Consider the following 21559-nt stretch of genomic DNA (forward strand, 5'->3'; position numbering starts at 1 on the left):
GATGACCGAGCCCCACCCCGCGGGGGACCCGGAGCCGGAGCCTCCGGAACCGCCGTCCTCCCCCGCCGCGCCCCCTGCCCAGGACCCCGGTCCGGAGGCGGACGGCGCGGCCGAGCCGACGCCGGAGCCTCCGGCTCCCGCGGACAGCACGCCGGAGGAGCAGCCGCGGCGCGTCTCGCTGGACGAGGAGGAGACCGACGACGACCTCCCCCTGAACCATCGCATGGTGGCCGAGGAGCGCGAGCGCAGCATGCGCGAGCTCAACCTGGCCACGCTCGCCCTGGGCTCGTCCCACCAGGTCAAGGACTCGGTGTACGCCGAGACCCACGGCGGCGACATCTTCATCGGGAGCACGGTTCCGCGCGCCCGCGCCCACCCGGTCGCCCGGCACGTGGTCGAGGCGACGCTGGTCCCGACCGAGTCCTACTGGGAGCTGGTGAAGCGCCTCGACCACGAGAGCCTGGTCGTGATCGGCGGCGGCGCCAGGAGCGGGCGCGAGTTCGCCGCCCTGGCCGCGCTGCTGTATCCGCGCACCGGGCGGAACGACGAGCCGGAGGCCGCGGTCCTCATGCTCGACGCCGACCCCTCTGAGCTGCGCGAGTCCGACCTGTCCAGAGGCGTGGGCTACGTGGTGGACGCGACCGGCGCAGGCTGGCGCAGGCGGCCGGAGCGGGCCCTGCGGCAGCTCGCCGATCTGGCCAGGCGGCTGTCGTGCCGGTTCGTGGTGCTGGCCGGGCCCGAGGGCCTGGCCGAGCAGATCGCGGTGCCGCACGACAGGCCGGAGCCGGAGCGCGTGTTCGCCCGGTGGCTGCGCCACGAGCTGCGCGACCAGGCCGGCGCGCTGCCCGCCGGGGTGGTGGCCGCGCTGGGCCTGGACGGGCACGACAGCACGCGCTCGACCGGCTACGACACCTTCGACCTGGCCCTGCTGGCCAAGCTGCCCGGCTACGAGAAGCTCGACGTGGCCGAACTCACCCCGGGCGAGAGCGCCCGGCTGGCGAGGGAGGCGGCGAAGGTCCTGGTCAGGACGGGTGACCTGGCCAGCCTGTCCGAGCTGCAGCCGAGGCAGTTGCGGGAGAAGGCGCAGCGGCTCCTCGACGACCGCGACGTGGCGCTGGTCTGCTTCACGCTCAGCGCGGCGGTGCTCAACGGCCTGTCCGTGGTCACGGTCACCCGGGCCGCGGCCGGGCTGGCCGAGCTGATCGGCACCGGCGGTGAGGGTGCCGAGCCCCGGTCGTGGGCGTGGCTGGAGAAGGCGCTGGACCACGCGGAGGCCGAGACGGAGGAGAGCGAGTCCGGCGACAAGGGGCGCGTGGTCCGGCTGCGCCAGCCGCTCATGGCCGCCGCCATCCTGGAGGTGGCCTGGCGCGAGGGACAGAGCATCCGCGACCCGCTGCAGGGCTGGCTGAGCCACCTGTCGGAGCACCGCCAGCGCGAGGTCCGCATCAAGGCCGCGCACGCGATCGGGCGGCTGGCCGCCTTCGACTTCGACGTCGTCGACCACGCGTTCCTGAAGAAATGGAGCGGCGCCAAGGCCACGTGGCGGACCCGGTGGCTGGCGGCCTGGACGCTGGAGGCCGGCGCCCGCGTCGAGGAGATCGCGCCGCTGATCACCCGGCGGCTGGCCGACTGGTCGAAGGGCACCCGGGCGCAGCGCTCGATCGTGGTCAAGGCGTACGGCTCCTGGATCGGCGAGCAGCGCGTGGAGGAGGCGATGAACGCCTTCCGGCGGGTGCTGGTCAAGGAGGCGCCGCCGTACATGCAGGAAGCCGTGGCGCGGTCGGTGACCGAGATCCTCACCCCGGCCAGCGCGGCCCCGATCCTCGCGCACGCCGACGAGTGGGCCCGGCTGGGCAGCTGGGAGCTGAGCCGGACGGCGGCGCTGGTGCTGACCCGGCTGGTGGTGGCCGCGGGCGGGCTGCGGGTGGAGTGGTTCGACTCGGCCGAATGGGCGCTGGCCCGGCCGAGGCTGGTGCGGCTGTGGGTGAACGCGCTCGCCCACGGCCTGGGCAGGGGGTTCTCGGCCGAGCGCCCGGTGATCGAGGCGTGGTCGGCGCTGACCGCGTGGGTGACGGGCTGGACGGATCTCGACGAGCGCAGGCGTGGCGTCGTCGAGGAGGTCTTCCGGCTGAGCGACAGCGCGCTGGACGCGCCGCTGCGGATGCACATGAAGCACTGGTACCTGCGCGAGGAGCTGAGCGCCGACCTCGCCAGGCACCTGGACCGGCTGATGAAGGAGCCCAAGGCATGAGATTTCTCCGCCGACTGTGGACCAGGATCCGGCGCGGGCCCGTCCCCGAGAGCGCGGTGCCGCACGCCTGCACGGCGGAGGAACCGCCGAACCCGATCATGTACACCCAGCGTGTCCTCCAGCCGCCGCCGATGGTCTGCACGCACTCCCAGAGCGAGGGCCTGCACGTCACCGACGAGGCGCTGACGCTGGTGACACCCGCCGAGGGCGACGCCCTGCACTTCGAGGTCTCGGTCTGGGTCACCTGGTGCGCCCAGCCGGCGACGCCGCAGAACGACGACGAGGCGCTGCTGCGGACGGAGATCGCCACCCTGCGCAGCCGGGTCAGGCGCGAGGTGCACGACCTGGTGCGCGCGGCGGCGCGGACGATCCCGGCGCACCGGCCGGAGCTGGCCGAGGAGGAGATCCAGCGCGCGCTGAACGGCCGCTACACCCGGGCCGTGCACGACTGCGACCGGGTGATCGTCAAGGTCGCCGCACGCACCTGGGTCACGCTGACCGAGGACGTGCGCGAGCGCCAGCGGAAGCTGGCCTACCTGATCATGGATGAGCACGCGCGCCTGCAGCTCACCAAGGCGCGGGTGGAGCGGCTGGGCGCGGAGCGCGACGTGTGGATGGACTTCCTCATCGCCAGCGACCAGTCGTGGCGCGGCCGCTTCGCCGTCCTCCTGGCCGAGCACGGCACGAACGCGGCCGAGGTCATCCTCACCATGCAGCAGGCCCGCAAGGGCGAGCTCGAGCACTTCGTCAGCGTGCTGCAGATGGTGGACAACGCGCAGAAGGCCGCCAACGTCAACATCTTCGACCTGGTCACCGGCAGCGACAAGGTGATCCGCGAGGCGTTCGAACGGCTGGGCGTCGAGCTGTCCCCGGCGGGCGCCATGCCGTGGGAGGAGCAGGGATGAGAGCACACGCCTGCGCGGGCCTGTCGGTCCTCGCGATTCTGGTCTCGGGCTGCTCGGTGCTCGGTGGCGCACAGGCCACGACCGCCGACCCGGACGCCGCCTGCACCGCCCTCAAAGGGCTCGAGGGCGATGGCACGGCGACCGCCGAGCAGCTCGTCATCATGGTGGACCGCAGCGCCTCGATGCGGAACAAGGACAGCGGTGAGGTGCCCGACTGGTACGCCGCGATCTTCGCCGGGGACGGCACCCCGCTGCCGGACGGCTCGGTCGGCTTCGGCTCGGGCGGCCTGATCCCGTCGCTGCGCACACCCGCGACGATCAGCGTCGGCGCCTTCGACGGCGGCAACCGGGTCACGGCCGCGGAGATCTCCCTGCCCCGCATGAGCGGCGGCGAGGTCAACCGCAGGGACTTCGCCGCCAACACCGGGTCCTGCCTGCGCTTCCACCTCGGGGAGAAGACGCTGTCGGCCCCGGACACGGAGGGCAGCAACGTGCTGGCCGCCTTCCAGCCCACCGTCACCGGCGCGGGACGGGACACCCGGCGCACCCTGGTCGTGGCCTCCGACGGATTGTCCACCACGGGCTGCGCCGGGCTGCTCACCACCGCCATGCGCGACCCCGGCCACGCCGACCGGATCGTCAGGGCGTGCAGGGCCCAGAAGGCCGTTCCCGCGCTGCGCGGCTGGAGCGTGCGGATGCCCTGGGTCGGCAGTTCCGGCAAGGGCCACTCCCAGCCCCAGCAGGGCCATCTCACCTGGCTCGAACGGCTCTGGAGCGGCCTGTGCGCGGCGGCCACCGGCGAGGCCGGCTCGTGCGAGATCGGCGTGCGCCAGCAGCCCGGCGCGCTGCCGGCGACGGACGGCAGGCAGCCGACCGTGAAGGAGGGCGCCGCCGACGTGGCGGTGGCCTTCCAGCAGAGCGAGCACCCGCCCAGCTCGGTGCGGACCAAGGAGTTCCCCGGCGACCTGCTGTTCGCGACCGACTCGGCGACGTTGTCGGCCGGGGGGACGCGGCGGCTCAAGGAGTTCGCCGTGGAACTGGCCGCGCAGGGCCCGGAGACCGTCACCGTGATCGGCCACACCGATCGCCGCGGCAGCTCGGGCCACAACGCCGCGCTGTCGGGAAGGCGGGCGGAAAGCGTCGCGGCGCTGCTTCAGGAGGAAGGGCTGCGCGGCGTCGCCGCCGAGGGCGCGGGAGAGGAACGGCCCAAGCCGGGCTGTCGCGGCGACAGCGCGGCGGACTACACGTGCAACCGCAGGGTGGAGATCGTTTACAAGGTGCGTGGATGACATGAACGAAGACGCCGAGGAGCCGGTCGAGGGCGAGCTGGTCGAGGCCGGCGCGGCGCGGCCCGTGCACATGTGCCATCACGGGTGCGACTGCTGGCAGACCAACTTCGACCGGTACCTGACCGGCACACCGGCCCGGGCGCCGGAACAGCTCGACAACGTCGAGTCGCAGGCCCTGCTCGATGCCAAGAACCGGGCGACCCGCCTGGTCAGGCAGCACGAGGAGAGAATGGCGAGCGAACGCCGCCGGGTGATCACCACCGACGAGGACGCGCGGGCCGCCCTGGCCGTGCTGCGCTCGGTGGCCGAAGGCGGCGAGGTCGGCCGGGCCGTACAGGATCGGCGGCGGTTGCGCGAGGAGCGGGTCACGGCGGGCGTGCCGCAGCGGCCCCTGTGGGTGCGCGTGATCGTCTGGCCGACGATCATCGCGGTGGGCGCGTTCGACACGTGGTACTTCCAGAGCATCTTCCAGCGGTTCGTCGGCAACGCCGACGTGTCCTGGCGGGAGCAGGTGATCACGTTCGCGCCCGGGCTGGCGCTCACCGTGGGCATCGTCGTGGCGGGCACGCTGCTGGGCGGGCCGGTCTTCCGCGCCGTCCGGCTGCACGGCGCGCGCCAGCGCAAGCGCGCCGGATTCCGGCGGGCCGCGGCGGCGATTCTGCACTGGACGATGCGGCTGGCCCTGCCGCTGCTGCTGATCGTGCTGATCGGCGGCTGGGCGCTCTACCGCGTACAGGACGTCAACGACGGCCCGCTCTCGAGGCCGCTGCCGCCGGACCTCATCACGATCCTGATGGTCACGCTGACGCTGTCGGCCATGGCGCTGAAGATCGTGGCCTACGACCCGTACGCGGCGCGCGAGGCGGAGGTCAAGCGCCGGGGCCGGCTGCTGAGGGCGCGGGCGGCGCTGCGGCTGCGCCGGGCGGGCAGCGCGGTCCGCCGGCACAGCCTGGCCCACAGCGACCTCAGCGCCCTGCGCGACGACCTGGTCAGCCGGGTCTCCGAGCAGTACGGCACCGCCTACCAGTTCATGTTGTACGCCAGAGGCTTCCACGACCAGGCCGGTCCCCTGCCTCCGGACTTCGCCGACGGCACGCGCGGATCCGGCCTGCGGGACCGGATCCGGCCGGAGCTGGCCGGAATCACCGGGCCGGAGCCCGAGTTCGGCGCGTTGCTGCAGGTGCAGGAGGTCCTGGAGCGCCATCCGGCCCTGCGGGCCCGCGAGGAGCTGGACCGGCTGGCGGAGCTGCTGGCCGGGCAGAGGGCGGCCCCGTGAGCCGCGGGGTGGGCTGGGGCTGATCCCCGGGAGGCCGGCTACGCCGCCGGTGGCGGTCCCGCGGGGGCGGCCACCAGTGCGGCGCCGATGATGCCCGCCTCGTTCTGGAGCGCGGCGGGCACGATCGGCGTGTCGATCTTCACGTGCGGCAGGAACTTGTCCGCCTTTTTGCTGACTCCGCCGCCGATGATGAACAGCGTGGGCGAGAAGAGCTTCTCCACGTGCTTCAGGTAGGTCTCGACGCGTTCCGCCCACTCCTTCCAGCCGAGGTCCTCCTCCTCGCGGGCCCGGTCGGAGGCGCGGTGCTCGGCGTCCTTGCCGTGCAGCTCCAGGTGCCCGAGTTCGGTATTGGGGACCAGCACGCCGTCGGCGAACAGCGCGCTGCCGATGCCGGTGCCGAACGTCAGCATGAGGACGGTGCCCTTGCGCGAGCGCCCCTCTCCGAACCTGAGCTCGGCCAGGCCGGCGGCGTCGGCGTCGTTGACGACCCGGGCGCCGCCGAACAGATCCGCGGCGTCCACGCCGACCCACGAGTGGTGGACGTTGGCGGCGCTCCTGACCACCCCGTCCATGATCACGCCGGGAAAGGTCACGCCGACGGGACCGGTCCAGGAGAAGTGATCGACGATCTGCGCGACGGTTTCCGCCATGGGCGCGGGCTTGGCGGGCTGGGGCGTCGGGATGCGCAGGCGCTCCTGCGTGAGGCGGCCCGCCACCACGTCCACGGGCGCTCCCTTGATCCCCGAACCGCCGATATCGATGCCCAGAACTTCCATATATGTCCCATTCCCGGTGGTAAACAACGCTGAACCAGTCTCCCGCCTCCCGCGTATCTCGCGTCACAAGCGCACACCAAGGAGGCACGGATGCGGCACCCCTATAGACGCGGCATCATCACGCTCGGCGCTGTCGCGGTCGTGCTGGGAGCTACCCTCACCACCCCCGCGCAATCCACCCCCCGCGCCCGCTTCGACGTGGTCAACCTCGTCTCCGACGTCCGCGGCAAGGCCCCCGTCACCGATCCCAAGGTCGTCAACCCCTGGGGCCTGGCCATGGGCAAGACCCTGTGGGTCTCCAACACCGGCACCGGCAGCGCCACCGTCTACTCGGGCAACGGCAAGAAGGAGCAGACCGAGGTCGCCATCCCCGGCGGCGCGCCCACCGGCCAGGTCGTCAACACCGGCCAGGGCTTCACGGTCAAGGGCAAGCCCGCCACGTTCATCTTCGCCAGCCCCAGCGGCGCCATCAGCGGCTGGAACGCCGAGGCCGACCCGGCCAACGCCATCATCGCCGCCTTCACCCGGGGCGCCGACTACAAGGGCCTGACCCTGCTGGAGACCGACGACGGCGCGTTCCTGCTGGCCGCCGACTTCGCCGGTGGCCGCATCCACGCCTTCGACGACGACTTCAAGCGGGTACGGCTGGCCCGCTGGCAGTTCCGCGACCCGGCGCTGCCCCAGAACTACCACCCGTTCAACGTCGCGGTGGCCAACGGCAACGTCTGGGTGGCCTCGGCCCTGCGCGACCCGGACACCGGCAAGGCGGTCCCCGGGCGCGGTAAGGGCTTCCTCAGCCGCTTCACCGCCGACGGCAGGCTGACCGGCCGCGTCTCCCGCGGCCCGCTGAACGCCCCCTGGGCGATCACCACCGCCCCGCGCGGCTTCGGCGCCCTCGCCGGCTCGCTGCTCGTCGGCAACTTCGGCGACGGCACCGTCCACGCCATCAAGCGCGGCCGCCACCAGGGCGCGCTGCGCACCGCCAACGGCCGCCCGATCGTCCTGCCCGGCCTCTGGGACCTGGAGCCCGGCACCGCGGCCAACGGCGGCGAGAACGCCGTCTGGTTCTCCGCCGGCATCGACGGCGCCAAGCACGGCCTCATCGGACTCATCCGCCCCGCGGGCGCCCGCCCGGCCACCACCACCCCGGCGCCCTCCGGCGATCCCTCACCGACTCCGACCCGGACGAGCGGAGGTGGTTACTAGAGCCTTGGAGCCCGGCGCGGGCGGCGCGGCCCGCGCCCGGGCGGTGAACCTCTCCCCAGGTACGACGTCCTGCCCGCGCCACGCCTCCCCGCCCGACCGGTACGGCCCGGCCGCGGCGGGGAGTGCCGTCATGGCTAGAGTCGCCCGCATGAGCGAGGAATCCTTCAGCGCGTGGCTGCGCGCCCAGTGCGCGGACGAGTGGGAGGCGGTGGCCGGGCACCCGTTCGCCGCCGCCATCACGACCGGCGACGCCGACATGCGGCACTACCTGGAGCAGGACTTCCTGTTCGTCGACTCCTTCACCGCGCTGCTCGGGGCGGCCGTGGCCAGTGCGGACACCTTCGCCGCCCGCGTGCCGTACGGGCAGTTCCTCGGGCAGGTGGCCACGGCCGAGGAGAAGACGTATTTCCATCGCGCGCTGGCCGCGCTCGGCGGCAGCACCGAGGCGGCGCCCGAGCCGGTCACGGCGGAGTTCCGGGCGCTCATGGACGAGGTGCGCGCCGCGCAGGACTACCCGCTGATCGTGGCGGTGCTGTGCGTGGCCGAGTGGAGCTACCTGAGCTGGGCGGAGCGGGCGGAGGAGCCGCTGCCGGCGACGTTCGTGCACCGGGAGTGGATCGACCTGCACGAGGGGCCGGAGTTCCGGGCGTGGGTGGACTTCCTGCGCGGCGAACTGGACCGCCTCGGGCCCGCCCTGCCGGAGGAGCGCGCGGCTCAGGTGCTGGCGACGTTCCGGCGCGCGGTCGCGCTGGAACGACGCTTCTTCGACATGGCCGACGCGGACATGGCCGTCACAGACATGGCCGTCACAGACATGGCCGACGCGGACGTGGCCGACGCGGACGTGGCCGACGCGGACGTGGCCGACGCGGACGTGGCCGACGCGGACGTGGCTAGCCGATGAGGGGCGCGAGGTCGGCGACGGCCCGGTAGTGGATGCCGGTCATGCCGAGCGCCCGGGCGCCCTCGACGTTCTCCAGGCGGTCGTCGATGAACACGCAGCGCTCGGGCGCCACCCCGGCCAGTTCGGCGCCGATCTCGTAGATGCGCCGGTCGGGCTTGGCGACGCCGACCTTGGCGCTGCTGACCACGGCGTCGGCGAAGTAGGTGAGGCCGAGGCGGTCGAGGTGCTCGTCGAGGGTGTCCATGGCGTTGGTGACGATGATCAGCGGCACGGTCTCCTGGAGCTTGGCCAGGATGGCCCTGACCTCCTCGTCCACCCGGAACGGCACCTCGCCGAACTCCCGCGCCGCCTGCCTGGCCCGCTCGTCGCCGCCGAGCTCGGCCGTGAGCGCCTCGATCCACTGCCGCTCGGTGATCCGGCCGAGCGTGGCGGGCATGATGAGGTCGGGCCGGAACGCGGTCTTCCGCATGGGCAGGCCGTAGCGGGCCTCGATCTCGTCCTGGACCTTGTCATCGAAGATCCGGATGACTCCATCGAGATCACTGAGTACCGCGTCAAAGCTCATCACAGCCACCCATTGTGCCGTGCCAGCCGGGCTGCCTCGATCCGGTTGCGGGTGTGCGTCTTGCCGATCGCCGACGACAGGTGGTTGCGCACGGTCGACTCCGACAGGTGCAGCCGGGCCGCCACGTCGGCGATCGTGGAGCCGTCGAGCGCGGCGGCGAGCACGTCGCGTTCACGCCCGGTCAGCGGGCTGGGCCCGGCGGTCAGCGCGGCGGCGGCCAGCGTGGGATCGACCACCCGCTCCCCCGCCACCGCCCGCCGGATCGCCGCGGCCAGCTCCTCCACGGGCCCGTCCTTGACCAGGAACCCGGCCGCCCCCGCCTCCATCGCCCGGCGCAGGTACCCGGGCCGGGCGAAGGTGGTCAGCACCAGCACCGCGCAGCCGGGCAGCGCCGCACGCAGCTCGGGCAGCGCCTCCAGGCCGCTGCGGCCGGGCAGTTCGATGTCCAGCAGCGCCACGTCCGGCGCGTGCTCCCTGGCCGCCGGGACGATCTCCTCCCCCGAGGCGACCTGGGCGACGATCTCCAGGTCGTCCTCCAGGCCGAGCAGCAGCGCGAGGGCGTCGCGCATCATGCCCTGGTCCTCGGCGATCAGCACGCGCACGGTCATGGGGCCACGTTAGTTCCAGAAGTCCAGCCGGTGCTCGGCGGCGTAGTCGATCGGCCGGATCTTGCCGGGCTCCAGCGAGAGGGTGCCGCCCTTGCCGAGCCTGGGCCAGGCGGGCAGGCCCGTGCCGTTGGGGTCGCCGGTGCGGGCGAAGTTCGTCCAGTAGGCGACCATCTGGCCGGACAGCTTCCACTGGGCCGGGCTCAGCTTCTCCTTCTTGCCGGGGAAGAGGTACGGCAGGTCGCCCGCATGGTAGGCGCCCAGGTCGAAGTCTGCCGGGACGGGCAGGAACATGGGCGCGTCCCGGTCGGCGAACTCGTAGCCGTAGACGGGCGCGCGCCTGGCCAGCGCGGTGTTCTGGGCGTGGGTGGCGACGGCCCACAGGCGGTCGGTCATGACCGCGCTCCAGGCAACGGCCGGGTGACCGTACCTCTCGAGCGGGTACTCCTTCGCCACCGCCCCCGCGCGCTCCCCGAACGTCTCCTTGAGCGCGTCCGGATAGGAGATTTTCCCGCGCATGGCGGCGAAGAGCCGGTGCTCGTCCTTGGTGGCCCCGGCCAGGACCGGCACCGGGTGGAAGCGGCCCGCCGCGATCGCCTTGGCCGGCACCTCGGGCAGCACCTCGTTGCCGTAGGCGAGGCCCTGGAAGGCGTTCATGATCTGCGGGACGGCCAGGATCTTCTTGACCGGCAGCTTCCTCAGGCAGTCGAGGTCGGCGCAGCCGAGCTGGGCGGCGAACGCCTTGCCGGTCTCCTCGACCTCGGCCGTGCTGCGCCACAGCAGGTACGGCGCGGCCGGCAGACCGGGCAGTATGCTGCCGGCGGGCATGTCCATCATGGCCTCCCCGCTCTGCAGCGCGGCCTTGTGGAACAGGCCCTTGGCGCCCGGCGAGGTGAGGTGGCCGCCGATGGCCGAGGCGCCGTAGGAGACGCCGAACACCGTCACGTTGCCCGGGTCGCCGCCGAAGGCCGCCGCGTTGCGCCTGACCCAGCGCAGCGCCTCCTGCTGGTCCTGAAGGCCGAACGTGCCGGAGTTGCGCAGGCCGGGGTAGCCGAAGCCGCCGAACACCCCGAGCCGGTAGTTGATCGTGACCACGACCGCGCCGCCCTCGCGGGCCAGTCTGCGCGGGTCGGAGAAGTGGCCGGCGCCGACCGCGCCGTCGCCGTGGATCCACACCATGACGGGGCGTTTGGTCCCGGGCCGGGCCGGGGTGGTGACGTTGAGGAACAGGCAGTCCTCGTTCTCACTGGTGACGTTGGCGTAGTCGGCGCCGACCTGCGGGCAGGGGCTGCCGGGTTTGGTGGCGTCCTTGACGCCCTTCCAGGGGGCGGCGGGCTTCGGGGCCTCCCAGCGTCCGGCGGTGGCATACCGGATCCCAGAAAAGATCCGGACATCTCCTGACACCTTCCCCCGGACGGCGCCGGCGTCCGTCGTGACGACAGGCGCCCCCGCGTCCACGCTTCCGGTCAGCAGTACGGCTGCCGCGAGCAGAATCTTCATGCGTCAACGGTGCCGGGCGGCACCCGGCGCCCGGAAGGAACGTCGATCCAGGTTCGCCCAGGACAAATGTCCCGCCCCTCGAAGCGATGTCACCATTCGGCACTACCATCTCCCCCGATGGGCGTGAACGATCTGAGGCTGCCGCAGGAGCTGCGCGAGCTGTTCGCCGACGGCGGCATGGGGCGCAGGCTCGCTCTCGCCATGCCCGGAGGCGAGCTGATCTGGCCCGATCCGGGATTCACCCAGCAGGCCGTCCGGCCGGCGTTCTGGATGAGCGACGAGCCCGTCACCGGCCGGGAGTGGGCCGCCTTCCGCGCCGAGCACGCGCGCAGCGGGTTATGGCCGGTCCTTCTCGACGAATCGGCCCAGCCGTGGGCGTCCGGTCAGGTCGTGCCCGACGACGCCACCCAGATCGAGCACTTCACCGCCGAGGGTTTCATGGCCGAGGTGTGGCAGGAGTGGGTCGCGCAGGTTCCCCCCGAAGCGCTGGCCGAGCTGGAGCCCTTCGGCGCGCTCTGTCCCGGTCTGGCCCCGCCGGGCGCGCTGGTGGCCGAGCCGGGCGCGGTCGCCGACTGGTACGCCGGCCAGCTCGCCGCCCGCGGCATGCCGCTGGGGCTGGCCGCCGTCGATCGCGGCGCCGACACGCTGGCCGTCATGGGCTGGCAGGGCGCGCTGCACCACAACGAATGGATGGTTCCCCTGGCCGCGGTCGTGCGCAGCTGGGAGGACCGGTTCGGAGCGCGGGTGGTCAGCCTCGGCTTCAACACCCTCGACGTCAGCGTGGCCGCGCCGCCCGCCGACCTGGAGCACGCGCTGCACGTGGCGGCCGAGCACTGGGCCTTCTGCCCCGACAACGTCGTCCAGGGCCCCGGTGACCTCTTCGGCTACGCCGAGCAGCTGGTGGGCGCGCACACCTGGTCGTTCTGGTGGGACTGAGGGGCACGGCTCCGTCGCCACACCCCGGCTCAGTCTCATCAGCGCACCAGAGCGACCGCTCCGTAGTTGCCGGACGATTCAGGCGGGATCGCGCTGCCGCCGGGTTCCTCCGGCCGCCACTGCGACACCCACACCAGGCCGGGATCCAGCAGGTCGAGGCCGTCCAGGACGGCGGCCAGCCGGTCGCGGGCGCGGGTGGCGTAGCCGGGCATGGTCATCGCGATCAGGTCGTAGACGGTGGGCAGCAGCTCCGTGGGGATGCCGTCGAGCGTGGCCTGGAGGACGGCCAGGTGGCTGCCTGACGCGGCGGCCAGGCCGAGGCGTTTGAACACGTACCTGAACTCCTCGTCGTCCAGGATGCTGTGACCGGAGACGACCAGGATGCCCACCGGGCGGTCCCAGTCGATGAACGTGGTCACGACCCGGTCGGCGAGCAGGGCGTCGATCTCCCGCACGTCGCCCTCGACGACGCGCACGAGGTCGCTGATCGGCTCGATGGTGGCGCGCGCGTTGGCCAGGATCATCGGGTCCGACTCGGCGTAGACGACGCGCGTGCCAGCGGTGAGCGGGTGGGTGCGGGCGACGTCGTGGAGCTGACGGCCGGCTGGCAGGCCGCTGGGCACACCACTGCCGATCACCAGAAGCTGGTCGATCAGCTCGTCCGAGAGGTGGCGGACGACGCGCGTCAGGAAACCGTGGACTTCCCTGGCGGCGGTGGCGGTGACGGCGGCCGCGCTGTCATAGCGGCGGAGAGCGTCGCGGTCGACGAGGAAATTGTTCTTCCCGCCGGCGGCGGCGTCCAGGACTCTGGTCGGCGTGGCAGTCTCGGTTACGAGATTGGCCAGGTTTCGGATGGCGCGTTGACGCATTGGGTGTGGGCCCTTTCCCCTCGCCACATAACAATCACGGGAAAGTTGGCACCTGACCCCACGCGGTGACCGAAGTCAATATGATCCATAATCACGGCCCTCGGCAATAGCTCTTCCAAGAAATAGTTGGTTTTGTTTCACCGCTCGCGCCCGCCGCGCAAAAGACCAGGCAGGACGCTCGCGATGACCCATACCCGTCAGGCCTGTTTAGCGTTCCCCCGCAGTGGACAAGGCCCCGGGCCGCCGATGCCCGAAATGCCGTTAAAGATCATGGATCGAGCCGCTTCCGGTGGACATGAAGAAGATCAAGAGTTTCGTCGCGGGTCGTGGTGATCACCGATAGCTTGGCGAACGCCTGATGGAAAACCTCGATCGAGGCGGTGTCGGCGATCAGCTCGTCGGACTCGATCCCGTGCGCGCACGCCAGATCCGGCTCGTACGGCTCGGCGAAGCGCCACAGCGTGAACGGCCCGGTGCGCGGCAGATAGGCCGGATCCTCCAGCGGCGCGATGTGCAGCGAGACGTTGGGCCGCTTGGCGTGCTGGATGAGCAGGTCGAGCTGGGCCAGCTGCACGTCGGGGCCGGCGATCGCGCGCAGCAGCGCGCTCTCGTCCACCACGGTCCAGAAGACCGGCGCGTCGGGCCTGGTCAGCAGCGCCTGGCGGGTCATCAGGACCCTGACCGCCTCGTCCACCGAGGTGAGGCCCGGCGTGGCCAGGCCCGCCACCTGGATCGCCGCGCGGGCGTACGCCTCGGTCTGCAGCAGCGGGGGCACGACCTGGCTCTGGTAGGTGCGGATGACCGAGGCCCGCTCCTCCAGCGCGTAGGCGGTGGCGGCCGGCGGCGAGACGTCGGCGGCGTCGTACCAGGAGGGCTCCCGCTCGCCCCTGGCCAGCGTCATCAGGTGCTCGCGCAGGTGCGCCGAGGTCACGCCGTACAAGGTGAGCAGGCGGGCGACCGTGGCCGGAGCCGGGGTCAGCTTGCCCTCCTCGATGGCCGAGACCGCGGCCACGCCGCGCCCCAGCGCGAACTCGACGTCGGCCGGTGACATCCGGGCCGAGACCCGCAGTCCGCGCAGCCGTTCGGCCAGGACGCCACGCGCCTCGTCGCTGAGCCTGGTGGCGTCGGGCAGGTCGGTGACCGCGGCGCGGGCGGGCAGCCCCTCGGCGCGGCGGGCCAGGTCGACGACGTCCCGCAGGAGGTCGAGCGAGCCCTCCGACAGGCCGGAGGCGGAGGCGCCTATGGCCGCGGCACGCAGCTGGAGATCCTGCATGGCCCCGGACTCGAGATAGTCCTCACCCAGAAGCCAGCCAACACTCACCTGAAGGTAACTGGCCAGGGCCTGGAGCACCTGAAGCGTCGGGTTGGTCTGTTTACCGGTGCGCAGCTGGCTGACGTAGGCGCGGGTGATCGGGATGCCGGCCGTGGTCAAGGCGGCGGCCACCTGCGCACCCGTGTATCCGCGCTTGCTGAGCGCGTGATCGAGACGCTCGGCGAAATTGGCCACCACACCTCCCGTCGGAAGCGGACTTTTCACAGCGTAAAGGAAGGCTCGCTGACCTGCGTAATCTTCCCATGATGAAAGTGACAGTTGACACGCTAGAACACGACTGAGCACTATCAAAGCGGCATCCGATAACTGGCACTTAACAGCGAGAGGCGGCCGGGTCGTGATCCAGGGCAGCTCATGGTTCGTCAGAGACCAGACAGGACAGGGAACGCTGTCGCTCGCCATCCAGCGGATCTGCGCTCGCACCGCCGGTCCCGACGCCCTGATCCATACCGCTGACCTGCCGCTCGGCGGTGTTCAGGTGTGGGCGGAACCGGAAACCGTCCCCGAGGACCGGCTGTGGGTCCTCCACCACAGGATGGCCCGCGAGATCAACCTCGGCGGCTGGCACACCGAGACCGGGCCGGAGCGCCTGCTCGTGCTCGGCTGGAGCGGCAGCCATCTCGACCACCGCGCCCGCGTCCTGTCGGCCGCGCTCGTCAACCGGCTCGCCGACCACGAGCGCACCGCCTCCCTCGCGCTCAGGACCGCCGCCCAGTTGCTGGGCCGGCCCGCCACCGACCCGGTCGAGGTCGCCGCCGACACGCTCACCCTCGTCGCGCACGACCTGCGCTGGCCGGCCCGGCTGGCCTTACTCGACGACCTCGAGCGCACCAGCGAGATCGAGAACGTCCGGCACAAGCTGGCCCGGGTCGCCGGGCTGGAGGCGCGCGTCCGCCGGCGCTGCGCCGCGCACCTCAACGTGGCCCTGCGCACCATCCACACCCTGGCCGGTCTCCCCGCAGGGTTCCAGGCCGCGCACGCCCTGCCCCGGCTGGTGGGCACCGAGCGCCTGGTCGCTGCGACCATCCCGAACCGTCCCCTGACGGGGAGCACTCGATGACCCTGGCGCCGATCCGCGAGCACGCCACCATCCCGCCCGAGGCCAAGAAGGCGGTCCAGAAAGCCGCCAAGAAACAGGCCGGAAAGCCGGCTCCCCAGAAGAAGATCACCAAGCGGTTACGCCCGCACCGCCATCGGGCGCGCAGCAGGTTCGTGCTGCTGCGGCTGGTCGCCTCCGGCTCCGTCGTGGCGATCATGGCGGACAGCACGGCGACGACGCTGGCCGTACCGCTGCTGAGTGCCGACCCGATGACGACCGGGCTGCCCCTCGCGGAGATCACGTGGGTGAGCACCGGCAACTTCGCCGCGGTCGCCGCGCTGCTGGCCACGGCGGGACGCTTCGCCGACCTGTTCGGCCGGCGCAGCGTGCTCGCCCTCGGCCTGCTGCTCTACGGCCTGGGCGCGACCGCGGTGATCATGGCGCCCACCTGGCCCATCCTGCTCGCCGGACGGCTCGCGGAGGGACTCGGCGCCGCGATGATGTTCCCCGCGTCGCTGGGACTGCTGCTCGGTGAGCTCCCACCCTCGCGCCGTGCCGGGGCGGTCGCGCTGTGGGGCGCGTCGTCGGGTATCGGCGCGCTCGCCCTGCAGGGCGGGGGCGGCTGGCTGATGGAGGCGTACGGCTGGCGCGGGTTGTACCTGCCGGGGGCCATCCTGGCGGCCGCACTGCTCTGCCTCACCCCCGCCCTGCCCCGCTCGCTCGGCACCGGACGCCGCGTCCCGGACATCGTGGGCGCCTTCGCCCTCGTGGGGGCGATCGCCACCGCGGTGATCGCCATCTCGCGCGGCGACGTGTGGGGCTGGACCTCGGTTCAGACGCTCACCTGCGCCGGAGCGGCCGTCGTGCTGCTGTGCGCGGCGCTGGCCACCTCGTGGCGGCATCCGGCCGGGGCCGTCGACATGTCGCTGTGGCGGCGGCCCGGGTTCCTGTGGGGCGGCGCCGCCTCCTTCCTCTACGGCGCCATGTCGTTCATCGTGCTCGCCACCGGCCCGCTCTACCTGCGGGAAAGCGGCTTCGACCCGGCGCAGATCGGCTGGTGGCTGACGCCCATCTCCATCGCGATGATCGTGGCCAGCCCGATGGCCACGCTGGTCAGCCGCCGCCTCAGCCTCAACGGCGTGATCTACCTCGGGGCGCTGATCCTCGGCGGCGGATGCGCGCTGCTGCTGGCCCAGCCGACGCCCACCGCCTGGAGCCTGCTGGGCGCGGTCCTGCTGGGGACCGGATTCGGGCTCCTGTCCACCGGCACGTTCACCGCCGGCACGATCGCCGCCGACCCCACCCAGTACGCCTCGGCCGTCGGCGCGATCAACACCGCCCGGATGCTCGGCGGCGCCATCGGGGTCGCCGCCGCCTCCGTGCTCATCGAACATCCGTTCCTGCGCGGGCCCACACCCGGGTTCGCCTCGGTCTTCACCGCCTGTCTTGGGGCCACGGCGGTGATCGGCACGGCCGCGCTCATCCGCGCCGCCCGCGGGGCCGGCCGGGCGCCCATGCCCGGTGTGCTCGCCCTCGAAGAGGAGGTGGCGATGCTCCGCCACCTGCTCGCCGAACTACGTGCCAGCTTCGTCCAGGTCCGCGCGGAGGCCGAGGAGGAACTGGCCAGGTTCGGCATCCACGATCCGTCCGGGATACGGGCCGGCTGGTCGCCCGTGCCCGGACAGCGGCAACCCGCTGACCAGCGCTGAACCCTCGTAGGAGCTCCTCATGTCGCACGACGAAGAACCCCGCCGGCCGTACCACCACCCCTACCTGAGCCCCGAGCAACCCGGCCTCGAGCCGGAGCCGTACCTGAGCCCGGACGACACGCCCACGGCCGGGATGCCGTCGATGCCGGCGGCCAGCGCCCGCACCGTGCACCGGCTGCGCCACATCCGCCAGGTGTCCGACACCGCCATTTCCGTCATCGACCAGGCATTGGAGCGGGCCTCGTGAAGCGCGACGAGCAGCGGCTGACCGTCACCGTGAAGCCCGGCTGCACCCGGGAGCAGCGTGACGAGCTGGCCGACAAGATCGGCGGAGCGGCCCGCGAGGTGCTCGGCGACGTGCGCGTCGAGGTGACGGCCGACCCCCCGCAGGATGCCAAGGCGCGCAGGGAGGCGGCGATGCTTGCTGCCTCATGGTCGGGCTGCTGATGAGCGCACCGACGCTGCTGTCGCCGCGTCCGGCCCCCACCCCCGCTCCCGCGCGGGCCACCCCCGCTCCGGCGCGGGGCAGCTCCGCGGTCCTGATGGCCCTGCGCGACCGCGCCGCGCTGGTGTGCGACGCGGAGCTGCGCCGGCTGGCCACCCGCGTGCCCGAACTGGACGCCCGCTCGCACGACGAGGTGGGCCGCGCCGTCCAGCGGGTCGTGGACGCCTTCTTCGGCGGCGACCTCGGCAGACGCGTCGCCCGTGACGCGCGCCTCGCCGACGCGCTGCGCGTGCTGTTCTCACTCGACCCCTCGGGAGGCAGATCGTGACCAGAGTGGGTGTCGTCGTGCCGCCGGCGAACCCGGCCGTGGAGCCGGAGTTCGCGCGCCTGCTGGGCGCCCAGGCGGACCTGCACGTCACCCGCTTCCCCGTACGGCCCGGCCGGCCGCTGGCCGAGCGCCTGGATTCCTACAACGAGGCGCTGCCCGACATGATCCGCTCGTTCGGCGGCCTGCCGCTGGACGCGCTGGTCATGGCCTGCAGCGGCGCGCGCTACCTGCTGGGCCCGGAGGAGGACCGCAAGCGCTGCGACGCGCTGAGCACGGAGTCCGGGTTCCCGATCGCCTCGGCCACCGAGGCCACGCGCGCGGCGCTGGAGCATCTGGGCACCAAGGAGATCACGCTGGTCTCGCCGTACCAGCCGTGGCTGACCGATCTGGCCGAGCGTTTCTGGGCGGCGGCCGGGATCCGGGTGACCCGGGTGGTTCCGGTGAAGGCGGGCGACGAGTTCGCCCCGTACGACGTGACCACGGAGGAGCTCGTCGGCCAGGTCGAGGCGGCGCGCGTGGCGCCCGGGGCGGTGCTGCTGCTGACCGGCACCGGCATGCCCACGCTGCGCGCGATCGGCAAGCTGGCCGAGGGCGACGAGCGGGTCGTGCTGACCTCGAACCTGTGCGGCGCGTGGTGGGCGCTGACCAGCGCGGGCCAGCCCGTCACGCTCGGCCGCAGGAAGCCGCGCGACGGTGAGCGGGTGCCGACGTGAACGGGGTCATCGTGGCCGGCGCCGGGCCGGTGGGACTGACGGCGGCGCTCACGCTGGCGAGGGCCGGCGTGCGCGTGCTCGTGATGGAGCGGGAGTACGCGCTCAGCACGCGCTCGCGCGCCTCCACGATCCATCCGGCCACCCTCGACCTGCTGGAGGAGCTGGACCTCGCGGACGAGCTGATCGCCCGCGGCACGGTCGTGGACCGGGTGCAGTGGCGTGATCTGGCCGGCGCGATCCTGGCGGAGATGTCGATGTCCGGCCTGGCCGGGATGACCCGGCACCCGTTCCGCCTGCACGCCGAGCAGACGGTGCTCACGCCGCTGCTGCTGGACGAACTCCGGGCGCATCCGGGGGCCGAGGTCCGGTTCGGGGCTCCGGTCGAGGACGTGGCCATGACGGGCACCGCCGTACGGGTCCGGTCCGGCGACCGCTGGGAGCGGGCGCGTTACCTGGTCGCGGCCGACGGGGCGCACAGCAGTGTCAGAGCGGCGCTGGGCGTGCCCTTTCCGCAGGCCGGCTACCCCACCAGGGCGTTGCGGATCTTCACCGGCTCGCCGCTGGAGGAGCTGCTGCCCGGGGTGGCGCCGCTCACGTATGTCCGCGATCCCGCGCAGTCGTGCAGCCTGCTGCGCCTGCCCGACCACTGGCGCGTCGTCCTCCGGCTGGGGCCGGGGACGCCGGCGCCGGAGTGGGTGGCCGGGCTCAACCTCGCCGATCTGGAGGTGCTCGGCACACACCGCTACGACCTGGTCCGCGGTGTGCTCGCCTCCTTCCGCCACGGCCGGGTGCTGTTCGCCGGTGACGCCGCGCACGTCACCTCCACCGCCGGCGGGCTCAACATGAACGCCGGCATCCACGACGCGATCGATCTCGGCAGGACCCTGGCCGAGGTGTTCGGCGGCCACGCGCCGCCGGCGGCGCTGGAGACCTGGGCGCGCCGCCGTCGCGCCGTACTGGTCGACCACGTCATCCCGGCCAGCGAGGCCAGGGTCGCGGGCGTGCAGGACGCCCGTGCCGCCCGGCTGCCCGCCGCCGTGGCCGCGCTGCGCGCGATCGCCGCGGACGGGGAGGCGACCCGTGCCTACCTGGCCAAGGCATCCATGCTCGACACCGTCCCGCTTCCCGTGAGGCACACCTGAGATGCGAATCTGGTTCCAGAAGCATGCCGTCGAGGGCCGTGCGCCGCTGCTCGACAAGCTGTACGCGGAACATCTCGGCAAGGTGGCCGGCCCCGGCACCACCGTCGAGATCCACACGTTGCCGCCCCAGACCTACGCCACCGAGCTGCCCGAGGAACTGGTCGGCTTCGGCCCCATCGGGTTGTTGTTCGGCGAATACTTCGCCCGCACCGCCGCCGCCGCGGAACGCGACGGCTGCGCCGCCTGGATCACCGGCGCCGGCCAGGACCCCGGCCTGACCTCCGCCCGCGTGCGCGCGACCATCCCCGTCGTCGGGTACGGCGACGCCACCTGGCAGGCCGCCCGCCAGGAACGCCACCGGCTGGGCCTGATCGGGTTCATCCCGCACCTGGCCGAGCCGATCACCGACAACATCCAGGCCGCCGGCGCCACCCTGTCGGCCTACGAGCTGATCGACGAGGGCGCGGCCGTGGTGAGCCGGGCGCTGTCCGGTGACTTCGACCCGTTCGTCCGCGCCTACACGGCGGCCGCGCGCCGGGCCGCCTACCGGGGCGCCCAGTGGCTCGTGCCCGCCGAGGGCATCCCGAACGAGATCCTGGTCCATCTCGGCATCCGCGACCTGCACGGGCTGCCGGTGATCGACCCGGGCGGCCTGGCCGTCAAGACCGCCGAGCACCTGGTCCGTCTGCGGGACCTGGGCATCACCGCACGCGCCGAGACCGGCTACTGGTACCGGCGTCCTCCGGAGGTCGTGCTGGAGCACGCGGAGCGGGTCCTCGGGGGGCGGCTATGAGCTTCCCCGTCGATCGGCCGCGGCGGCTGCGCCGTACGGCCGCGTTGCGCTCCCTCGTCGCCGAGACGAGGCTGCACCCGGCGGACCTGGTGCAGCCGTTGTTCGTGCGCGAGGGCATCGAGGAGCCCCGGCCCATCCCGTCGATGCCGGGCCAGGTCCAGCACACGCGCGAGAGCCTGCGCAAGGCCGCCGCCGCGGCGGCGCAGGCCGGCGTGGGCGGGATCATGATCTTCGGGGTGCCCTGCGCCAAGCACCCGGACGGGCGCGGCGCCTGGGACGAGGAGGGCATCGCCCAGCTCGCCCTCGCCGACGTCGCGGCCGAGGTCGGCGAGGCCACCGTGGTGATCGGCGACATCAACCTGGACGAGTACACCGACCACGGCCACGTCGGCCTGCTCGGGCCGGACGGCGACGTCGACAACGACGCCACCGTGCGCGCCTACGCCGAGGTCGCGGTCGCGCAGGCGACGGCCGGCGCGACCATGGTGGCGCCCAGCGGCATGATGGACGGCCAGGTCGCCGCCATCCGCGCCGGGTTGGACGCCGCCGGGTTCGAGCGCGTGCCCATCCTCGCCTACGCCGCCAAGTACGACTCCGCCTTCTACGGGCCCTTCCGGAGCGCGGTGGAGTCGTCGCTGGTCGGCACCCGATCCACCCACCAGCAGAATCCGGCCAACCTGTGCGAGGCGCTGCGCGAGGTCGGGCTCGACGTCGAGGAGGGCGCCGACCTGGTCATGGTCAAACCGGCCGGGCTCTACCTGGACGTGGTGCGCCGGGTGGCCGACGCGGTCCACGTGCCGGTCGCGGCCTATCAGGTGTCGGGCGAGTACGCGGCGATCGAGGCCGCGGCCGCGAACGGCTGGCTGCAACGAGAACGGGCCATCGAGGAGAGCCTCACGTCGATCCGGCGGGCCGGCGCCCGGATCGTCCTCACCTACTGGGCCACCGAGGTCGCCCAAAGACTGCACCGCTAGC

General features: G+C 72.7%; 22 protein-coding genes. 16 read left to right on the plus strand and 6 right to left on the minus strand.

All coding sequences use genetic code 11. The features are described 5' to 3' along the window. Position 1: 1 nt before the first annotated feature. From FVE25_RS10335 to FVE25_RS10350, 4 genes are read left to right on the plus strand one after another with little or no spacing between them, the layout of a single operon-like run. The gene (locus FVE25_RS10335; RefSeq protein WP_157246181.1) at positions 2-2251 is read left to right on the plus strand and encodes a hypothetical protein; all 2250 of its coding nucleotides are present in this window, start codon (positions 2-4) and stop codon (positions 2249-2251) included. Further along, positions 2248-3156, plus strand: coding sequence for a hypothetical protein (locus tag FVE25_RS10340; protein ID WP_157246182.1), 909 nt, complete (start codon positions 2248-2250; stop codon positions 3154-3156). The genes FVE25_RS10335 and FVE25_RS10340 overlap by 4 nt, the downstream gene beginning before the upstream one ends. Beyond that, entirely contained in the window at positions 3153-4445 is a 1293-nt protein-coding gene (locus FVE25_RS55065; RefSeq protein ID WP_157246183.1) for an OmpA family protein, read from the plus strand. Before FVE25_RS10340 ends, FVE25_RS55065 begins: the two co-directional genes overlap by 4 nt. A 1-nt stretch (position 4446) precedes the next feature. Further along, positions 4447-5721 (plus strand): hypothetical protein, encoded by a 1275-nt coding sequence (locus FVE25_RS10350; protein ID WP_157246184.1) that lies wholly within the window; start codon positions 4447-4449, stop codon positions 5719-5721. A 38-nt stretch (positions 5722-5759) separates the two neighbouring features. On the opposite strand, the gene ppgK is transcribed toward FVE25_RS10350, so the two are convergent. Beyond that, a complete protein-coding gene (gene ppgK, locus FVE25_RS10355) occupies positions 5760-6497 on the minus strand; it encodes a polyphosphate--glucose phosphotransferase (protein WP_157246185.1) in 738 nt (245 codons plus the stop codon). 90 nt (positions 6498-6587) lie between these two features. On the opposite strand from ppgK, the gene FVE25_RS10360 reads away from it, so the two are divergent. Both FVE25_RS10360 and FVE25_RS10365 read left to right on the plus strand, forming a co-directional pair. After that, positions 6588-7703: a TIGR03118 family protein gene (locus FVE25_RS10360; RefSeq protein ID WP_157246186.1), complete on the plus strand. Its 1116-nt coding sequence runs from the start codon at positions 6588-6590 to the stop codon at positions 7701-7703. A gap of 148 nt (positions 7704-7851) precedes the next feature. Then, on the plus strand, positions 7852-8607 hold the full coding sequence (locus FVE25_RS10365; protein WP_157246187.1) for a TenA family protein: 756 nt from the start codon (positions 7852-7854) through the stop codon (positions 8605-8607). On the opposite strand, the gene FVE25_RS10370 is transcribed toward FVE25_RS10365, so the two are convergent. From FVE25_RS10370 to FVE25_RS10380, 3 genes are read right to left on the minus strand one after another with little or no spacing between them, the layout of a single operon-like run. Then, the gene (locus FVE25_RS10370; RefSeq protein ID WP_157246188.1) at positions 8597-9172 is read right to left on the minus strand and encodes an HAD family hydrolase; all 576 of its coding nucleotides are present in this window, start codon (positions 9170-9172) and stop codon (positions 8597-8599) included. The genes FVE25_RS10365 and FVE25_RS10370 overlap by 11 nt on opposite strands. Next, the gene (locus FVE25_RS10375) at positions 9172-9780 is read right to left on the minus strand and encodes a response regulator transcription factor (protein WP_157246189.1); all 609 of its coding nucleotides are present in this window, start codon (positions 9778-9780) and stop codon (positions 9172-9174) included. The genes FVE25_RS10370 and FVE25_RS10375 overlap by 1 nt, the downstream gene beginning before the upstream one ends. A 9-nt stretch (positions 9781-9789) precedes the next feature. Beyond that, the gene (locus FVE25_RS10380) at positions 9790-11277 is read right to left on the minus strand and encodes a carboxylesterase/lipase family protein (RefSeq protein ID WP_157246190.1); all 1488 of its coding nucleotides are present in this window, start codon (positions 11275-11277) and stop codon (positions 9790-9792) included. Positions 11278-11394: 117 nt separating this feature from the next. On the opposite strand from FVE25_RS10380, the gene FVE25_RS10385 reads away from it, so the two are divergent. Beyond that, on the plus strand, positions 11395-12213 hold the full coding sequence (locus FVE25_RS10385) for a DUF4253 domain-containing protein (RefSeq protein ID WP_246266885.1): 819 nt from the start codon (positions 11395-11397) through the stop codon (positions 12211-12213). A 38-nt stretch (positions 12214-12251) separates the two neighbouring features. Here the strand turns inward: FVE25_RS10385 and FVE25_RS10390 are convergent, their stop codons facing one another. Both FVE25_RS10390 and FVE25_RS10395 read right to left on the minus strand, forming a co-directional pair. Beyond that, a complete protein-coding gene (locus FVE25_RS10390) occupies positions 12252-13082 on the minus strand; it encodes an SAM-dependent methyltransferase (protein ID WP_157246191.1) in 831 nt (276 codons plus the stop codon). Positions 13083-13350: 268 nt separating this feature from the next. After that, positions 13351-14589 (minus strand): helix-turn-helix domain-containing protein, encoded by a 1239-nt coding sequence (locus FVE25_RS10395; RefSeq protein ID WP_181019522.1) that lies wholly within the window; start codon positions 14587-14589, stop codon positions 13351-13353. 163 nt (positions 14590-14752) lie between these two features. Between FVE25_RS10395 and FVE25_RS10400 the strand changes: the two genes are divergently transcribed. From FVE25_RS10400 to hemB, 9 genes are read left to right on the plus strand one after another with little or no spacing between them, the layout of a single operon-like run. After that, positions 14753-15475 (plus strand): hypothetical protein, encoded by a 723-nt coding sequence (locus FVE25_RS10400; protein ID WP_181019523.1) that lies wholly within the window; start codon positions 14753-14755, stop codon positions 15473-15475. Further along, positions 15472-17163, plus strand: coding sequence for an MFS transporter (locus FVE25_RS10405; RefSeq protein WP_157246194.1), 1692 nt, complete (start codon positions 15472-15474; stop codon positions 17161-17163). Before FVE25_RS10400 ends, FVE25_RS10405 begins: the two co-directional genes overlap by 4 nt. 19 nt (positions 17164-17182) lie before the next feature. Continuing rightward, a complete protein-coding gene (locus FVE25_RS10410; RefSeq protein WP_157246195.1) occupies positions 17183-17410 on the plus strand; it encodes a hypothetical protein in 228 nt (75 codons plus the stop codon). Further along, on the plus strand, positions 17407-17610 hold the full coding sequence (locus FVE25_RS10415; protein WP_157246196.1) for a hypothetical protein: 204 nt from the start codon (positions 17407-17409) through the stop codon (positions 17608-17610). Before FVE25_RS10410 ends, FVE25_RS10415 begins: the two co-directional genes overlap by 4 nt. After that, positions 17610-17936, plus strand: a complete 327-nt coding sequence (locus FVE25_RS10420; RefSeq protein ID WP_157246197.1) for a hypothetical protein — start codon at positions 17610-17612, stop codon at positions 17934-17936. Before FVE25_RS10415 ends, FVE25_RS10420 begins: the two co-directional genes overlap by 1 nt. Then, a complete protein-coding gene (locus tag FVE25_RS10425) occupies positions 17933-18649 on the plus strand; it encodes a maleate cis-trans isomerase family protein (RefSeq protein WP_219825415.1) in 717 nt (238 codons plus the stop codon). Before FVE25_RS10420 ends, FVE25_RS10425 begins: the two co-directional genes overlap by 4 nt. Then, a complete protein-coding gene (locus FVE25_RS10430; RefSeq protein WP_219825416.1) occupies positions 18646-19791 on the plus strand; it encodes an FAD-dependent oxidoreductase in 1146 nt (381 codons plus the stop codon). Before FVE25_RS10425 ends, FVE25_RS10430 begins: the two co-directional genes overlap by 4 nt. Before the next feature lies 1 nt (position 19792). After that, positions 19793-20584: an aspartate/glutamate racemase family protein gene (locus FVE25_RS10435; RefSeq protein WP_157246198.1), complete on the plus strand. Its 792-nt coding sequence runs from the start codon at positions 19793-19795 to the stop codon at positions 20582-20584. Further along, positions 20581-21558 carry a porphobilinogen synthase gene (gene hemB, locus FVE25_RS10440; RefSeq protein ID WP_157246199.1) on the plus strand — a complete coding sequence of 326 codons (978 nt, stop codon included), beginning with the start codon at positions 20581-20583 and terminating at the stop codon, positions 21556-21558. The genes FVE25_RS10435 and hemB overlap by 4 nt, the downstream gene beginning before the upstream one ends. Position 21559: the final 1 nt, after the last annotated feature.

The sequence above is a fragment of the Nonomuraea typhae genome, from assembly GCF_009760925.1.
Classification (GTDB): Bacteria; Actinomycetota; Actinomycetes; order Streptosporangiales; family Streptosporangiaceae; genus Nonomuraea; species Nonomuraea typhae.

Coding starts and splice junctions, on each gene's coding strand:
- FVE25_RS10335 (WP_157246181.1), top strand. CDS start 2: ATGACCGAGCCCCACCCCGCGGGGGACCCGGAGCCGGAGCCTCCGGAA.
- FVE25_RS10340 (WP_157246182.1), top strand. CDS start 2,248: ATGAGATTTCTCCGCCGACTGTGGACCAGGATCCGGCGCGGGCCCGTC.
- FVE25_RS55065 (WP_157246183.1), top strand. CDS start 3,153: ATGAGAGCACACGCCTGCGCGGGCCTGTCGGTCCTCGCGATTCTGGTC.
- FVE25_RS10350 (WP_157246184.1), top strand. CDS start 4,447: ATGAACGAAGACGCCGAGGAGCCGGTCGAGGGCGAGCTGGTCGAGGCC.
- ppgK (WP_157246185.1), bottom strand. CDS start 6,497: ATGGAAGTTCTGGGCATCGATATCGGCGGTTCGGGGATCAAGGGAGCG.
- FVE25_RS10360 (WP_157246186.1), top strand. CDS start 6,588: ATGCGGCACCCCTATAGACGCGGCATCATCACGCTCGGCGCTGTCGCG.
- FVE25_RS10365 (WP_157246187.1), top strand. CDS start 7,852: ATGAGCGAGGAATCCTTCAGCGCGTGGCTGCGCGCCCAGTGCGCGGAC.
- FVE25_RS10370 (WP_157246188.1), bottom strand. CDS start 9,172: ATGAGCTTTGACGCGGTACTCAGTGATCTCGATGGAGTCATCCGGATC.
- FVE25_RS10375 (WP_157246189.1), bottom strand. CDS start 9,780: ATGACCGTGCGCGTGCTGATCGCCGAGGACCAGGGCATGATGCGCGAC.
- FVE25_RS10380 (WP_157246190.1), bottom strand. CDS start 11,277: ATGAAGATTCTGCTCGCGGCAGCCGTACTGCTGACCGGAAGCGTGGAC.
- FVE25_RS10385 (WP_246266885.1), top strand. CDS start 11,395: ATGGGCGTGAACGATCTGAGGCTGCCGCAGGAGCTGCGCGAGCTGTTC.
- FVE25_RS10390 (WP_157246191.1), bottom strand. CDS start 13,082: ATGCGTCAACGCGCCATCCGAAACCTGGCCAATCTCGTAACCGAGACT.
- FVE25_RS10405 (WP_157246194.1), top strand. CDS start 15,472: ATGACCCTGGCGCCGATCCGCGAGCACGCCACCATCCCGCCCGAGGCC.
- FVE25_RS10410 (WP_157246195.1), top strand. CDS start 17,183: ATGTCGCACGACGAAGAACCCCGCCGGCCGTACCACCACCCCTACCTG.
- FVE25_RS10420 (WP_157246197.1), top strand. CDS start 17,610: ATGAGCGCACCGACGCTGCTGTCGCCGCGTCCGGCCCCCACCCCCGCT.
- FVE25_RS10435 (WP_157246198.1), top strand. CDS start 19,793: ATGCGAATCTGGTTCCAGAAGCATGCCGTCGAGGGCCGTGCGCCGCTG.
- hemB (WP_157246199.1), top strand. CDS start 20,581: ATGAGCTTCCCCGTCGATCGGCCGCGGCGGCTGCGCCGTACGGCCGCG.